Raw genomic sequence first — 15,378 nt, 5'->3', positions numbered from 1 at the left:
TGAAAACAAAATATAATTGCTTCAATATTGATTGTAATACTTTTTCACTGGCATTAATTGTTGCCTTGATCATAACAATTCCGCTAATGCTAATGAAGAATAAATGCAGGTTGTAAAGATTATATAGGAAGCAATTAGATTGATGGCCTTCTGGAAAAAATAATCGAGGTTTTGTGATGATTGGAATAATCGGCGGAATTGCAGCTTCCCTGGGTTAGGCTGTTAATAGAATACAGCTTTGGCAATAGTATCAAAAAGCACGCAATAGATATTTACGATTGTTTACCAAAAAGGGAGTAAAGAGTATGCAATCAAAAAAAACGCTTGATGATTTTGAATTTACGCCATATCTGAAGAAAATGACTCTTTTTGCCAGCGGCGGTCCTTTCTTGGATGGCTATGTCTTAGTTATTATCGGTGTCGCCCTTGCTCAATTGGGACCTCAGCTGAATTTAGATGCACACTGGAGTGCAGTAGTTGGAGCGGCTGCTTTGGCAGGGATTTTTATCGGTACTGCCCTATTTGGATATATAACTGATCTTGTGGGGCGTCAATTGATGTTTACCATCGATGTTATTGCAATTGCAATCATCTCTATTGGGACTATGTTCATATCTTCTTCAATACAGCTTGTTGTCATGAGATTTTTAATAGGAATTGTGATTGGGGCAGATTATCCGATTGCAACTTCTCTGGTAGCGGAATTTACACCACGAAAGTACAGAGCTCTTTCTATTGGATTTATAGCAGCAGTTTGGTATGTAGGGGCAACCGCCGCAGATATTGTTGGATATTATTTGTCTGATGTTAATGGCGGCTGGCGATGGATGCTTGGCAGTGCCTTTATTCCATGTGTGATCCTCCTGATCGGACGATGGGGCACTCCGGAATCGCCCCGCTGGCTGGCACATAAAGGGCGAGTTGATGAGGCACGGGCAATTGTGAAGAAATTATTTGGTGCTGATGTGGAACTAGAGCCCGAAGAAGTTAAGAAGACACGATATAGCAAGCTATTTGAAAAAGGATATTTTAGAAGAATGGTGTTTGTCGGTACCATATGGGCGTGTCAGGTTGTACCTATGTTCGGTTTGTATACATTTGGTCCGCAGATCATGAAGGCATTCGGCTTCGGGGTGGGAAAGCAAGCTATTTTAGGTGACATTATTATCAGTATGTTTTTTTTAATCGGCTGTGTTCCTGCCATGTTTTGGCTGAATTCGATAGGCCGTCGTCCCTTACTGATCTGGAGTTTTACCATCATGAGCATTTCATTGGCCATTTTAGGATTTTTTCCTAATGCAAATATATGGATTGTTGTTGCGGCTTTTGGAATTTATGCATTCTTTTCCGGCGGACCCGGTATTTTGCAATGGCTGTATCCGAATGAACTATTTCCCACTGAAATTCGTGCTTCTGCTGTTGGTGCAGCAATGGCTTTTAGCCGAATTGGAACCGTTTTATCTACTTATGCATTACCCATTTTCATGGATCATCATGGAATTGGGCCAACCATGATGATCGGCACAGGAATCTCGGTTCTTGGACTGATTGTCTCAATCGCCATGGCTCCTGAGACAAAAGGATTAACGTTAGCTGAATCAAGTTCGGTTGATTAAGATTACATCCCATATTAAACAGCAGCATGCCGTAAAAAGTATGTTGCTGTTTGCATTGGAAGTAAGGAAAGATAAGGAAAGATATACGATAAATAAGAGATAAAGAGTGATTTATACACCCTGACTGTGTTTAAATTCCAGTGCATGCCCTTTATCCCACAAATGGAGGGTACAACAGATGCACAAGTTTCCTGGAATTATTTATATTATTATTTCCGCCATTTTTTTTGGCTTTATGCCAATTTGGGTCAAACTGGCCTATTCAACAGGACTTACAGCATATGATGTTACTTTCTTGCGTTCTGGAATGGCTGCTGCTATGCTGGGAATTTTCATACGTTGCAGGAAGATTAATTTTCATGTTAAAAGACAGCAAATAGTTCCATTATTATTATCGAGTACACTGGGCTATACGGCTACTATTTTAACATTATATTTATCTTATAATTATGTTAGTGCCGGAGTGGCTACTGCGCTTCATTACTTGTTTCCCGTACTTGTAATGCTGCTTGCCTATTTTATCTATCATGAGAAATTGCACTTTTATAAATGGTTGGCACTTTTGACATCTCTGGGAGGGATTTACCTGATAGCTGATCCTGACGGGAACAATTTTTCTCTTCGAGGTGTTGGACTGGCGATAAGTTCAGCTGTATTTTTTGCCGTATATGTGTTGTCAATTAATCATCCTCAGCTAAAAAAGATGGACAGCTTTGTATTGGCTTTTTATGCTTGCTTGATTGCTTCCATCACTTCCCTGGTGCTGCTTGCAACTCGGGGAAATTGGCTGCTTGCTTTGACACTAAAGGGTTTATATTATACCGGATTGGTCAGCTTTTTCTGTACCGCCTTGGCGCTGATTTTATTTATAAAAGGTGTGCAAAGGATCGGTTCGGCAAATGCATCCATTCTCAGTACCTTGGAACCGGTGATCAGCATGGCAGCAGGTATCATTGTTTTATATGAACCGCTGACCTGGTCTTCATTACTTGGATGTACATTGATAATAGGTGCCGTCATTATGATCGGTTATTCAGACCTGAGAGAGGATTCCTCCGCGAGAGACAGAACGAAACGCTATTGCAAAAACAATTGATATTTAAAGGGGTCTGTTTGATCATTGCTACTTCTTTTCACCTATTGATTTTAAATACCAAATAGCAGATTTAGGACATGCTGTTCGAAATCAGTCCTCATAAAGTGAAAGGTTCAAGGTGTTCATTTATGCTAAATATCTTATTGATTATCGTTTTACAGCTCATATATGTACCTATCTATACACTAAGAACATTGTTTCTTGTAAAGAATATTACGGTTCTTGCTGCGATAATGGGGATTATCGAAACATTAATTTACGTATTTGGCCTTTCGTTGGTTTTCAATGGGGATAAAAGCATTATTTCTATGATTGTTTATTCAATTGGATTCGGGATCGGGATTATCTTGGGAACGAAATTGGAACAGAAGCTAGCCATTGGTTATATAATTGTTAACGTGAATACACAAATGAAAAATAGTGAGTTGGTTCGCACCTTAAGAGAAAATGGGTTTGGCGTAACATTATATACGGGTGAAGGAATGAATAGTGATCGATATAGAATGGAGATACTAACAAAAAGAAATAGAGAAAGAGAATTAATAGCAACTGTGGAAAGATTTGAGCCGAAAGCTTTTATTGTTTCATATGAACCAAAAAGATTTCAAGGCGGCTATTTTTTAAATAAGCTTAAATAAAAAAGCAAAGTCACAGATGTGATTTTGCTTTTCTGCTTTGATAACCAAAAGAAGTTTCAGGTTATTCGTTATTGTTCACTAATGAACATAAAATCAAAAAATTAATCGATATGAATCTCATGTTGAATATCGATATCCAATCGTTTCAGCTTATAAAATAAACATTGTCTGGACAGATCTAATTCCTTGGCTGTTTTGTTAATGTTACCATTATTTCTTTTTAATGCTTGAGTCAAAATATCTGTTTCAACTTGCACCATTAATTGTTTATAATTATTAATTTTTGAAACAGTAATTGGCAAAATATTTTTCTCAAGGGTTTTGTCTTGAAGGAACGCGGGTAAATGCTGAACCAACAGTGAAGTATCAGCAGGATCGACCATGTTCATTGCATGTTCGATACTATGACTTAATTCGCGAACATTTCCCGGCCAGTCATAGTTTTGCATGACTTGGATAACTTCATTGGATATCTCGTCAATTTTTCTACCGAGAATTTTATTATATTTCTTAATGTAACTCCAAGACAGAGTAATAATATCTTCTTTTCTGTTTCGTAAAGGCGGACATTCTAAGGTGACCACAGCGAGTCTGTAATAAAAATCGCTTCTAAGCTTTTCTGTTTCTATTGCTTCTTTGGGATCGATATTCATCGCACTAATAATACGCGGGTTAACAGTAATTTCTTTGTTGCCGCCCACTCTGCGGATACGATTGGTTTCCAATGCTCTCAAGAGCTTGGATTGGAGAACGACGCTCATAGAGTTGAGTTCATCCAAAAAAAGTGTGCCGTTTTTTGCTTCCTCGAACAATCCGGCTTTATTTTCGGCACCGGTAAAAGCACCTTTATTTGTTCCAAACAGGATGCTTTCAAGCAAAGTATCCGGAATGGCTGAACAGTTAACGGCGATAAAAGGTTCTTTGGCCCTTGAACTGTCATTATGAATGCTCTGGGCAAAGAGCTCTTTGCCTGTTCCTGTTTCTCCAAGAATCATGATCCTTGATTCGGAACGAGCCATTTTTTTCGCTGTATTTATGACGCTTTGCATACATTCTCCCGAACCAATGATGTCGTCAAAACAAAACTGGGTTCCGTTATTGTTCGTTTTTTGATGATGATAAAGTGCTTTTTGAAGTTGAACGACTTTGTTGGTAAGTGTTTGTATTTTGCTTGTGTCGCGGCTTATGGCAAATGAACCGATTACGTCTTCTCCCGAAAAAACCGGATATATATCCATTAGGAACTCAATAGGCTGACAATTGGCTGAAGGATATCTTAATAGTGTATCCCTCAATACCCGCTTTTCATCTATTGCTTTCATATGTACGCTATTTTCTTTCCCCAGTTTGTAGACATCCAATACATTTTTTCCTAAGATCTCGCTAATTATGTAGCCATCTATGTCTTCAAAGCCTTTTGAGATGAAAATAATTTTGCCTGTTGCGTCCACTATTGAAAAATAACAGTCTTCCAAACAATCTAAAGAATTAATAATTAATTTGAATTCGGCTCTGATATTTTTAGAACTTGTTTCAGGTTCGTTTAGAGACCTTGACAGAGTAGTTCTTGTCATTTAAAGCATCTCCTTAATCCCATTTTTGTCTGTTCTAAAATGCTGAAACTCATCTGCAAATTTTTGTTGGCAAATTTTGTTTCTATTATGCATTATTTTAGTGCTTTTCTTCCCTGTAAAATTTTGATCATAAAAAACTATTGAAATAAATTGTAATAAGTTGTAAAATTAATACTTTTAACTTGATTTATTTCTCGTTCTTTATTCAAAATTTTATGGATTTAATGAATGAATGTCTATACAAAATTATGAATGTTCACAAATAGTCCAAAAGTCAAATTTAACAATTGTAACATTATAATTTAACAAACTCAATAGCTGATTTTTGCTGGGAAATAAACCTAAATAAATTAGTCAGGATTGCCGGAATTTTCGAGCTGCCTGTTCGCAACAAGGAAGTTAAGCATTGAATTAGATGTTACTGTAAAACTATATATCCTCAAACAAAAAGCAGATGTATTCCATGCGATGAAAAGCTTCTTTAAGAAGGAAGAGAATAAGATATTAGCTTAAAAAAAGCCAACATTGTTGGCTTTTTACTTTAGGAAATTGGAAGCAGTGATGAAAATTCTTTCTAGTGCCAATTTTAAGCGAAGAAAGAAGAGTGTAGAAAAGATCAAAGAGATAAAAATCTTGCTTTTCAAATGTATGGATTGTGGTAAAGAAGATGAAGTTCCTGAATTTGTAGTGGAAGAGTTTCATTTTGATTTGGAAGAAGATGAGAAAGTAGAAGTAGTCTGTCCTTTTTGTAATGGCACAATGAAAGATATCCCAAGTGAATAATCTTCACTTGGGACGTGATTAAAGTCGCGTTAGCGATTTTGTTCTTAAGGAAATAGGAATGTTTTGGTATATTTTCCAGTCTGACAGCAAAACCTATTGTGGAAATTGTTCATTCATAATGGGGTGGTTCTATGAAGTTGAGCTGGGTGGAGGATGCGGCGTCTCAGCCTCTTGATGTACTAACAATGGAAGGGGTGGCGGCCATCGTTTTTTGTTTCACGGTATATTCCTTTCTTGGCTGGTTATTGGAAAACAGCTATCACTATTTTACCAATCGAAAATTTTTTAAAGAAAATTTTTTAGTTGGCCCCTTTAAACCGATGTACGGCTTTGCACCGGTTATTTTGGTTTGTTTGATTTCGCCAGAGACTAGTAGCGGTACAATCCTCCTATTATGTCTGTTTGTACCGAGCATTGTGGAATATATCAGCGGCGCACTGCTGCTGAAACTATTTCATCGGCAATGGTGGGATTATTCCAATACTCCCTTTCAGTTGCATGGACATATCTGTTTGCCCTATTCGATCTGTTGGGTATTCTTATCGCTATTCTGCTTAAAATGGCTCCAGCCAATATTAATGGAACTGTATCAACCGATTGAACTCATTTGGGCCTGGACCTGGCCGGCAGTAGGAGTGTACTTCCTCACTGAACTGATCCTCGCCATCCGCAAACACTTAATGCAGGATCGCATTCAATTGGTAGGAAATGATTAAGAGGAGGAGTTCTTATTTACAAGCAACAGGAAAGGGTCCTGATGTGGTTGTCGTTTATTGCCGCCACTATTATTGGACTATCGCTGATTGGTCGTTTGTTCACAGGATAGGAAAGGATGGCGTAAAGTGGGAAATGAAGATGCAGTATTTTATAGTCGGGTTCTAACAGAATTAACGTTAAGCTTTCACATTATCTATGCAACCGTGGGAGTCGGTATACCGTTAATGATTATGATTGCGCAATGGGTTGGAATTAAGAAGCAGGATGAACATTACATATTATTAGCGAGGCGGTGCACGCGAGGGTTTGTCATTTCCGTTGCAGTCGGAGTTGTCACTGGTACCGCGATTGGCCTTCAACTCTCCCTCTTGTGGCCGAACTTTATGCAGCTGGCTGGGAATGTGATTGCTCTCCCCTTGTTTATGGAGATATTTGCCTTCTTCTTTGAGGCGATTTTTCTTGGGATCTACCTCTATACTTGGGATCGATTTGAGAATCAGAAAAAACATCTGCTCCTTCTGATCCCCGTTGCGATCGGAGCCTCTATGTCTGCTGTATTTATTACGATCGTCAATGCGTTTATGAATGCGCCTCGAGGCTTTGATCTTGTTAACGGGCAGCTGATAAATGTCAGTCCCGTCCTGGCGATGTTTAACCCGGCAATGCCGACAAAGGTTGCCCATGTTGTCGTTACCGCCTATATGACTTCGGCATTTGTCCTCGCGGCGATTGGCGCCTATCGGCTTCTGAAGGGATCGAACCATTTGTATCACAAAAAAGCTGTATTTTTAATGATGAAGCTTGGCTTGATTTTTTCCATCGCTACAGCGGTCATGGGCGATTTTTCCGGAAAGTATTTAGCCGAATATCAGCCGGAAAAGCTGGCAGCGGCGGAATGGCATTTTGAGTCGGAAAAAGGGGCTCCCCTGATTTTGTACGGCATACTTGACAATGGTGAAGTAAAATATGCGCTAAAAATTCCCGCAGCACTCAGTATTCTCGCTCACGGGTTGCCGAATGCGGAGGTGATTGGCTTAGCTAATTTTCCGAAAGACGAAGTGCCCCCCCTCTACATCCACTACTTGTTCGATACGATGGTCACGATTGGCATGTGGCTGATTCTAGTGGCGCTCGTCTATGTAGCGGGCATCTGGAAAAGCTGGCCGTTCATCCAAACTAGGTGGTTTCACTGGCTGATTGTGCTCGGCGGCCCATTAGCTGTCCTGGCAATTGAAACAGGCTGGTGGCTGGATGAAGTGGGGCGTCAGCCCTGGATTTTACGCGGCATCATGCAGACGAAGCACGCCGCGACGATCAGCCAGCAGGTGGATACTATGCTGCTGTTATTTGTTGGACTGTATTTAGTGCTTGGGATAGGAAGTGTTGTTGTATTGATACGTATGTTTCGCAAAAATCCGGTGGAGCAGGAGCTGGCTGATCGGCAGGCTGAGAAGGCAGGTGAGTTAACATGACGCTTGAAATTGTCGGAATTACCGTGCTGGGGATTTTTTTGTTCGGCTATATCATCGTGGCATCGATTGATTTTGGGGCCGGTTTTTTTAATGCCTTCAGTACCGTAACAGGCAACGAACATGTCTTAACGAAGGTGATTCAACGGTACTTATCGCCGGTCTGGGAAGTGACCAATGTCTTTCTTGTCTTTTTCTTTGTCGGGATGGTGGGTTTTTTCCCAAAAACCGCCTTTTACTTTGGCACTACCTTGCTTGTCCCTGTCAGTATTGCGATTATTCTTTTAGCAATCAGGGGTGCCTATTATGTCTTTACAACCTATGGGGGACTGAAGCATAAACGCTATACGATTTTGTATGGGCTGACAGGCCTATTAATCCCAGCCTCTTTATCTACGGTACTGACGATTTCAGAAGGTGGATTTGTCAAAATGAAACCAGGCGGCCCTGTCCTCGATTATTGGCGGCTATTTACGAGCCCGTTATCCTGGAGCATCGTGGTATTAAGCCTGACCACAGTATTATATATATCTGCTGTATTTTTGACATGGTATGCCTCTCACGCAAATGATGCGTCAGCAACGGCGCTGCTCCGTAAATATGCATTGGCATGGGCGGGACCAGCCATCATTACAGCAGCCGGGATTATTGTAGAAATGAAGGCGCACAATCCCGAGCATTATGAACGTTTAGTCGATCTATGGTGGATGTTTGCCCTATCGGTTGTTTTGTTTGTGGGCAGCGTCTATCTTATTTGGAAAAAGCAGAGCTATGGTCTCGCCTTTAGTCTTTTAATCGGGCAATTTGCTCTCGCCTTTTTTGCCTATGGCACAGCACACTATCCTTATTTATTGTATCCGTATCTTACTCTGTACGATAGCTTTACAAACCAGGCCATGGCCATCGCCCTAGTGGTTGCGTTTATTGCCGGACTGGTTCTTCTCCTTCCGTCCCTGTATCTATTATTAAGATTGTTTTTGTTTAATAAGGAATATGTGCAAGGAGGGCAAAATGATCATGCGTAAGGAGGGAAGTTCCATGTTGACAGAATTCCTCATCTTTTATGCCCCGTTTTTGCTCGTCATCGTCTCGATTACCGTTGCATTCTGGGTCGCACCAAAGGATAGGCATGTAAAGCGGTAAGGAAGAACCGAGCTGGTTCTTTCTTTTTTAGTGTGCCCGGCATGGTGTAATCTTTAGGGTAAAAGTCCCGAACCCAGAAGGCAGAAGTAGTGGTTAGTTTAACGCAAGGGTGTCCATGGTGACGCGGAATCTGAAGGAAGCGGACGGCAAACTTCCGGTCTGAGGAACACGAACTTCATATAAGGCTTGGTATCATGGATGAGTTCGCGAAACAAAACAAAATCCATTCTGCCGAAGGTGATACGGAGTAAATGAAACAGATAGGTGGAAGAAAAGATTATATTCTTACCCGGGGAGGTCTGATGGATACGTGAAGTACCCTTCATAATCTACTTAGTGATAAGTAGCTGAACCATCAGAAGTAAGCCGAGGTCATAGTACGAATTGGTCTAGAACGATTCGGAAGGACTGAACAATTAAGAGAGAATAGCCCTTGGCATTCAGTGAGTCATGGTGAACACAGAAAACGTAGTACCTCATTTGAGGAATGAAACGGTGAATCCCGTAGGGGACCTCTTGGAGGGTTGGCGTATTTCAAAAAGTCCAATATTGAACAAAACCCTCGATAACTCCTACTGGAGTGACCAAGGGCTTAAAAGTCTACAAGAACGTTATGAATTCTTACGTCATTTATCTTAATTGAACCGCCGTATACGGAACCGTATGTAAGGTGGTGTGAGAGGTCGGAGGCTAATCACCTCCTCCTACTCGATTGGAACTACGTTATTGACATTAAATATCTAATTTTAGGTTTTGTCCATAGTGGCCCCTGATATCCAGAATCGTTTCCGTACCCCTTCCATTACTACAGGATGATAGGCTATTTAGTAATCATAGATTTGCTTATGTAAAAATTGTAATAAATTAAGTTACATAAGGAACATGATTAATAAAAATGTGAGCAGTTTGATACTGAGGTTTGTTAAGTAGGGTATTATTATAAAATTGGAAGAAAATGATAACAAGACAGTGAGGAATATAAGCCATTTGTGACATACTTTGTAGATATCACAAATGGCTGGCTTTTTAGAAAATACCTACTTCCTTTGCCGCTTCAAAACTGTTTCTTGCAAACTCAAATGGATCCCCAACATTTTCCCAATGCATATACATTAAGCGTGGTTGGTCAAACAGCCAATGGTTATGAACAGCTGTAACTATGATTTTTCTTTTTCGTAATGCAGATAAGAATGGATTAATTTCCTTTTGAAGAATAACGGTTTCACCTAGGTTAAGGGTTTGCCCTTTTATGTTATTTTCAAAGGAAAGGGCAAATGGAAGAGCTAAGGGGGAACGAGTTCGACGACCTAAAATAGTTGCATTAATATTTCGAAGACGTTGAACAACACAGACAGGTGCTGCCGTAATAACTTCACCACCGATAATATCCGCAAGTCGTTGGCAGGTTGACATAAATTTACCTCCCTTCATCAATTATGTGTTAATATATGTAAAATTAGGACAGCCTGTCTAGGTTATTGCAATAAAATTTTAAAAAAATTAAATAAGAAAAATAGTTGAAAATGTAGAATGGTACTGCTGTCTTTCTTAATTTTGCGTCATATATTTAGTATAGAAAAATGAATAATTTGTAAATCAAATGAAAATGGAGCGATGAAATATGAGGGAAATTGTAAAACACCTGAAGCCCCTTATTATGCAGTGATTTTTTCCTCACAGCGAACTGCAAGTGACAGAGGGTACGGAAAAATGACGGACAAAATGTTAGAGTTAGCTTCTCAGCAAAAAGGATTTTTAGGAGTAGAAAGTGCTCAGGATGAAGAATTAGGAATTACGGTTTCATATTGGGATTCTTTAGAATCCATAAAAGCATGGAAGGAAAATTCATCCCATAGAGTAGCACAGGAAAAAGGGAACTCAGAATGGTTTAAAAATTTTTCTCTTAGAGTTTGTAAAGTAGAGAGACATTGCTTTTTTGAAATGTGATCATTGTAGTAAATGTATGGTTAATCAAATAGTTACAGTTGGAAAAATGTTCAATAATCATATTTTTAGTTAAATAAACGAGGTAGTTAATGGAATTTGTAGAGAAATAATAGGGAAGTTCATGAATTGTGGCGTAATCCCTTTTTGGAGGATTATCTCCAGGTAGTGAGTAACAGATTATTTTTTTAATATAGTGAAAATAGGAAGAAATTTATTCATCAATTTTTGATTTAACTAAGCAGATATCTTGAAAAGGAGAGACTCAAGGGTATATCGTCACGATCTTCAATTTCTTTTCTAGTATATGAATATTAATCGAACTTTTTTGCGAGTAAATTGACTATTTAAATCAATTCATATAGTATGAATTTGTTTTTATTTTAATTCAAATTGAATTAATTTACAGGAGAGGAGGATAGAAGGTAGTAAAGTACAATCGAAAATGAAAGCGCCAGAACTATTCCAGGATGTGGTGAATAGTTGACGAGGAGGAGGTTTATCGAAGGGTTCGGCGGATACCTCCCGGTTGAGCATACAACCGCCAAATTTTTCCTTGAAAACAAAGAGGTGACTCTTTGCACAAAGAGGGGAAAATATGCAAACAACATAAAGGTATAGACAGATACCTATCATCAAAAAACAAGAGTGAAGCTCTTGTACAAGGGAGAATACTAACATGTGTGGAATTGTCGGGTATATCGGAAATCATAACTCAAAAGAAATTCTTTTAAAGGGACTCGAAAAGCTGGAATATCGTGGTTATGATTCTGCAGGTATTGCCGTAAAAAATGAATCCGGAGTTCATATTTTTAAAGAAAAAGGTAGAATTGCTGATTTGCGCAGCATTGTGGACGAGAATGTAGATGGACATATTGGGATTGGACATACTCGTTGGGCTACGCATGGGGTACCGAGCAAATTGAATTCTCATCCTCATCAAAGTACAAGCGGCCGTTTCATTCTAGTTCATAACGGGGTTATTGAAAACTATGAGCTATTAAAACGGGATTATTTAACAGATGTTTCATTTATAAGTGAAACAGATACCGAAGTAATTGTTCAATTAATAGAAAAATTTGTTGGTGAAGGCTTAGAAGTATTAGAGGCATTCCGAAAGACATTGTCTTTACTACATGGTTCATACGCACTTGCTTTGTTAGATGCAAAAGGTGATGATACGATCTATGTAGCAAAAAATAAAAGTCCATTATTAGTAGGTCTTGGTCAAGACTTTAATGTTGTGGCTAGTGATGCAATGGCGATGCTCCAAGTTACAGACGAGTATCTTGAATTAATGGATAAAGAAATCGTGATCGTAACGAAAAATGAAGTTGCGATTCAAAAATTAAATGGGGAAGCAGTTCAACGTAACTCCTTTAAGGCAAAATTGGATGCTAGCGACATTGAAAAAGGCACATACCCTTTCTATATGTTAAAAGAAATTGACGAGCAACCGCTTGTGATTCGAAAAATTATTCAAACGTATCAAAATGAACAAGGAAATCTTACGATAGATAAAAACATTCTTGATGCAGTCAATCTAGCAGATCGAATTTATATCATCGCTGCCGGAACTTCCTACAATGCGGGATTAGTTGGAAAACAGCTGCTTGAAAGTGTGGCAAAAATTCCTGTTGAAGTTCATATTGCCAGTGAATTTGGCTATAACATGCCGCTATTATCTGCGAAGCCTTTATTTGTTTTCATTTCCCAAAGTGGCGAGACGGCTGATAGTCGTGGGGTTTTGGTTCATGTGAAAGAATTAGGTTATCCAACCCTTACTTTAACAAATGTTCCGGGTTCTACGCTTTCTCGTGAAGCAGATTATACGCTTTTACTTCATGCTGGACCGGAAATTGCTGTGGCTTCTACTAAGGCCTACACAGCGCAAATTGCCGTTATTGCCATTTTGGCGGAAGTAGCTGCTAAAAGGAAAGGTATTGAGGTGAACTTTGATCTTATCCATGAGCTAGGTATTGCAGCTAATGCTATGGAAGTTCTATGTGACTCAAAAGAAATCATTGAAATTATGGCAAGAGAATTTTTGACAGGCACTCCTAATTGCTTCTTCATTGGCCGCGGGGTAGATTATTATGTTTGTTTAGAAGGCTCTTTAAAACTTAAAGAAATCTCCTATATTCAAGCAGAAGGCTTTGCAGGCGGAGAATTAAAGCATGGGACAATTGCGTTAATTGAAAAAGGCACTCCAATTGTTGCTCTTGCTACTCAAAAAAGTGTGAACTTGAGCATTCGCGGAAATGTGAAGGAAGTCGTTTCCAGAGGCGCAAATCCATGCATCATTTCAATGAAAGGTCTCAATATGGACGAAGATAGCTTGGTTATACCTGAAGTCCATGAACTGTTGACACCATTAGTTTCAGTCGTTCCATTACAGCTGCTTGCATACTATGCTGCAATTCAGCGCGGATGTGACGTCGATAAACCACGGAATCTTGCTAAATCGGTTACTGTTGAATAAGTGTATTTGAAAATGAATTATGTGTTGTTATAGCAAAATGACCCTCTTCCCAAGGCAAATAAGTTGTTCCCTTGGCAAAATGAATCGTTCCCTAAAACGAGTGAAAATCGGAGGATTGTCTCCAGTTTTCCTCGTTTTTTTGTGTCCAAAAGCGGAGAAAAGGCCAGAAAAAAGCATGAGAAAGGCAAGAAAAAAGGCAGGAGAAAAAGCCCGATAAATCAACGATTTCATGAAGGAAAGCAAGAAGATAAAAGAGAAAAAAGGCAGGAGAAAAAGCAGGAAAAAACCCCTCATTCCTAATCCCTTCACCCTGTCTTTCAGGGAACAACTTATTTTCCTAAAAAAATAGGATTCTGACAAAAAATAGGAGAAAAAAGGAGCGGTCGGGGGAACAACTGCATTTACCTACAGAAATTGGGAAATGGGAGAAAGGTAGGAGTGGCAAGGGTTTGAGAGAAGGGGGGAGGGAAGGACTATTTTTGACGACTACATAGAAGGCAGGGATTTTTTGAAACGAAATCTAAGGTGAGTCTGAACTTGATAGGGAAAAGGGGTTAGGAAAAAGCAATAAATTCTAAGGATTAAGTTTTTACATAGCTTTGAAAATCAGTTATGACTTTGAAATGAGTACACACCTAAAAAACTTTTTGTTTACACAAATATGTATGTCCTTAGATAAAAAAGCCCGATTTTCCTTCGGTCTTTTTTGCATGGAAAAAGCGTGAGGTCAGGTGGGAGAAGGGATTGAGGGGGATGGGGCAACTTTGTAAGGAAGAGTTCCAAAGTCACATAGTAGGGCGATAAGGATAAAGGGAAAATAGAATATAGGTAATCTTTACCACATGCGAAATAAGTTAATGACTTAATTGAATTAATCCGATATAAATGGTGAGTAGTAAGGTCTTTGTACTGTTGGAGATATCTACTACATACACGAATCAAGTATCTACATCAAAAATTTACTTATTGAAAGAGGGATTAAATATGAATAATACCCGTAGAAAATTACTGCAATCAATAATAAATAAACTTAATGATTGTAGTTCAGAGTTGGAGAGTATCAAAGATGAAGAGCAAGATGCTTTTGATAATTTTCCAGAAGGGCTTCAAGTATCAGAACGAGGTGAAGCAATGGAAAATGCAATAAGCGAAATGGAAAATGCGATATCAAGTATAGAAGATGTCATTTCTTCAATAGAAAATGCTATGGAATAATTGTGTGAATAAACAATAAACCTTTCTAATTTCACCTTTTAGTTGAGAAATTGATTTCGAGAAAAACGTGAGAAACAAAAGGCTACCTCTAATGGGTAAGATATTCCCTTTTGAATCACAAAAGTAAAAATGGATAGTCAATTAGCAAAAGAAAAGGCATGGTCATTCACATATAAAGTGAACTGCACTCCAATTGTTAGACACAATTTAACAATTGGAGATGTAGTTTTTATGACTAAAATATTGAAAAAGAAGGAAATAATCTATTTCCCGATAAAAAAGGAAATTGGACAAAACCTCAATGCCCTCATTCTTATTCCAAAAGGGAATGGAAAGACTTGAATAAAGTAGAAATCGCATAGGGTCAGAAACTACTTATTTTCAAATTCACTAATCAAATCTGATTTAGCCTCATTTAAGAGCCTAACTGCATTAATGTCAGTTTTAAAACTTTCGTCATGCCATTCGACAATTACTTTGCAAGAAGGTGAGTTATACACCTCTGCAACCCTAACTGTAACAATATCATCTACATCGCAATCGTCATCGTCTTTATACCAAGTCACTTTTAAAACAGTGGCTTCCGCAAAATTAATATAGTTCCCATTTTCATCTTCATCGTATCCATAGCCAACTTCATCATACACTAAAAAGCAACGCTCGATAGTTTCGTCATTTACCACTAAATCAAATTCCATAAA

General features: G+C 38.7%; 14 protein-coding genes. 11 read left to right on the top strand and 3 right to left on the bottom strand.

What is annotated here, in order from left to right; translation table 11 throughout:
* The first annotated feature begins 278 nt into the window (after positions 1-278).
* From ACE38V_RS18230 to ACE38V_RS18220, 3 genes are all read left to right on the top strand, one after another.
* Complete coding sequence (locus tag ACE38V_RS18230; protein WP_375843478.1) at positions 279-1,616, top strand: MFS transporter; 1,338 nt, start codon at positions 279-281, stop codon at positions 1,614-1,616.
* A 178-nt stretch (positions 1,617-1,794) separates the two neighbouring features.
* Positions 1,795-2,712 carry a DMT family transporter gene (locus tag ACE38V_RS18225; RefSeq protein ID WP_375843477.1) on the top strand — a complete coding sequence of 306 codons (918 nt, stop codon included), beginning with the start codon at positions 1,795-1,797 and terminating at the stop codon, positions 2,710-2,712.
* A 128-nt stretch (positions 2,713-2,840) separates the two neighbouring features.
* Positions 2,841-3,350, top strand: a complete 510-nt coding sequence (locus tag ACE38V_RS18220) for a DUF5698 domain-containing protein (RefSeq protein WP_375843475.1) — start codon at positions 2,841-2,843, stop codon at positions 3,348-3,350.
* A 101-nt stretch (positions 3,351-3,451) separates the two neighbouring features.
* Here the strand turns inward: ACE38V_RS18220 and ACE38V_RS18215 are convergent, their stop codons facing one another.
* Complete coding sequence (locus tag ACE38V_RS18215) at positions 3,452-4,924, bottom strand: sigma-54 interaction domain-containing protein (RefSeq protein WP_375843474.1); 1,473 nt, start codon at positions 4,922-4,924, stop codon at positions 3,452-3,454.
* Positions 4,925-5,485: 561 nt separating this feature from the next.
* Here ACE38V_RS18215 and ACE38V_RS18210 point away from each other — a divergent pair.
* The 5 genes from ACE38V_RS18210 to cydS all read left to right on the top strand — a co-directional run bounded on the left by ACE38V_RS18210 (position 5,486) and on the right by cydS (position 9,036).
* A complete protein-coding gene (locus tag ACE38V_RS18210; RefSeq protein ID WP_375843570.1) occupies positions 5,486-5,707 on the top strand; it encodes a DEAD/DEAH box helicase family protein in 222 nt (73 codons plus the stop codon).
* A gap of 131 nt (positions 5,708-5,838) precedes the next feature.
* Positions 5,839-6,423, top strand: a complete 585-nt coding sequence (locus ACE38V_RS18205; protein WP_375843473.1) for a putative ABC transporter permease — start codon at positions 5,839-5,841, stop codon at positions 6,421-6,423.
* A 126-nt stretch (positions 6,424-6,549) separates the two neighbouring features.
* On the top strand, positions 6,550-7,896 hold the full coding sequence (locus tag ACE38V_RS18200) for a cytochrome ubiquinol oxidase subunit I (protein ID WP_375843471.1): 1,347 nt from the start codon (positions 6,550-6,552) through the stop codon (positions 7,894-7,896).
* The gene (locus ACE38V_RS18195; RefSeq protein ID WP_375843470.1) at positions 7,893-8,918 is read left to right on the top strand and encodes a cytochrome d ubiquinol oxidase subunit II; all 1,026 of its coding nucleotides are present in this window, start codon (positions 7,893-7,895) and stop codon (positions 8,916-8,918) included. Before ACE38V_RS18200 ends, ACE38V_RS18195 begins: the two co-directional genes overlap by 4 nt.
* 16 nt (positions 8,919-8,934) lie before the next feature.
* Positions 8,935-9,036 (top strand): cytochrome bd oxidase small subunit CydS family protein, encoded by a 102-nt coding sequence (cydS, locus tag ACE38V_RS18190; RefSeq protein ID WP_483863918.1) that lies wholly within the window; start codon positions 8,935-8,937, stop codon positions 9,034-9,036.
* A gap of 1,026 nt (positions 9,037-10,062) precedes the next feature.
* Here the strand turns inward: cydS and ACE38V_RS18185 are convergent.
* On the bottom strand, positions 10,063-10,449 hold the full coding sequence (locus ACE38V_RS18185) for a DUF1259 domain-containing protein (protein ID WP_375843466.1): 387 nt from the start codon (positions 10,447-10,449) through the stop codon (positions 10,063-10,065).
* Positions 10,450-10,650: 201 nt separating this feature from the next.
* Between ACE38V_RS18185 and ACE38V_RS18180 the strand changes: the two genes are divergently transcribed.
* The 3 genes from ACE38V_RS18180 (at position 10,651) to ACE38V_RS18170 (ending at position 14,677) form a co-directional block, all read left to right on the top strand.
* Entirely contained in the window at positions 10,651-10,983 is a 333-nt protein-coding gene (locus ACE38V_RS18180) for an antibiotic biosynthesis monooxygenase family protein (RefSeq protein WP_375843464.1), read from the top strand.
* 676 nt (positions 10,984-11,659) lie between these two features.
* Entirely contained in the window at positions 11,660-13,462 is a 1,803-nt protein-coding gene (gene glmS / locus ACE38V_RS18175) for a glutamine--fructose-6-phosphate transaminase (isomerizing) (protein WP_375843463.1), read from the top strand.
* A 984-nt stretch (positions 13,463-14,446) separates the two neighbouring features.
* On the top strand, positions 14,447-14,677 hold the full coding sequence (locus ACE38V_RS18170) for a hypothetical protein (RefSeq protein WP_375843461.1): 231 nt from the start codon (positions 14,447-14,449) through the stop codon (positions 14,675-14,677).
* 371 nt (positions 14,678-15,048) lie between these two features.
* On the opposite strand, the gene ACE38V_RS18165 is transcribed toward ACE38V_RS18170, so the two are convergent.
* Positions 15,049-15,375 (bottom strand): hypothetical protein, encoded by a 327-nt coding sequence (locus ACE38V_RS18165; RefSeq protein WP_375843459.1) that lies wholly within the window; start codon positions 15,373-15,375, stop codon positions 15,049-15,051.
* Positions 15,376-15,378 lie beyond the last annotated feature (3 nt).

Origin of the sequence: Cytobacillus sp. Hz8, from assembly GCF_042263505.1 — a bacterium.
Lineage (GTDB): Bacteria > Bacillota > Bacilli > Bacillales > Cytobacillaceae > Bacillus_BE.
The sequence above is the reverse complement of the archived record's forward strand: the minus strand, read 5'-3'. Positions and strand labels throughout refer to the sequence as shown.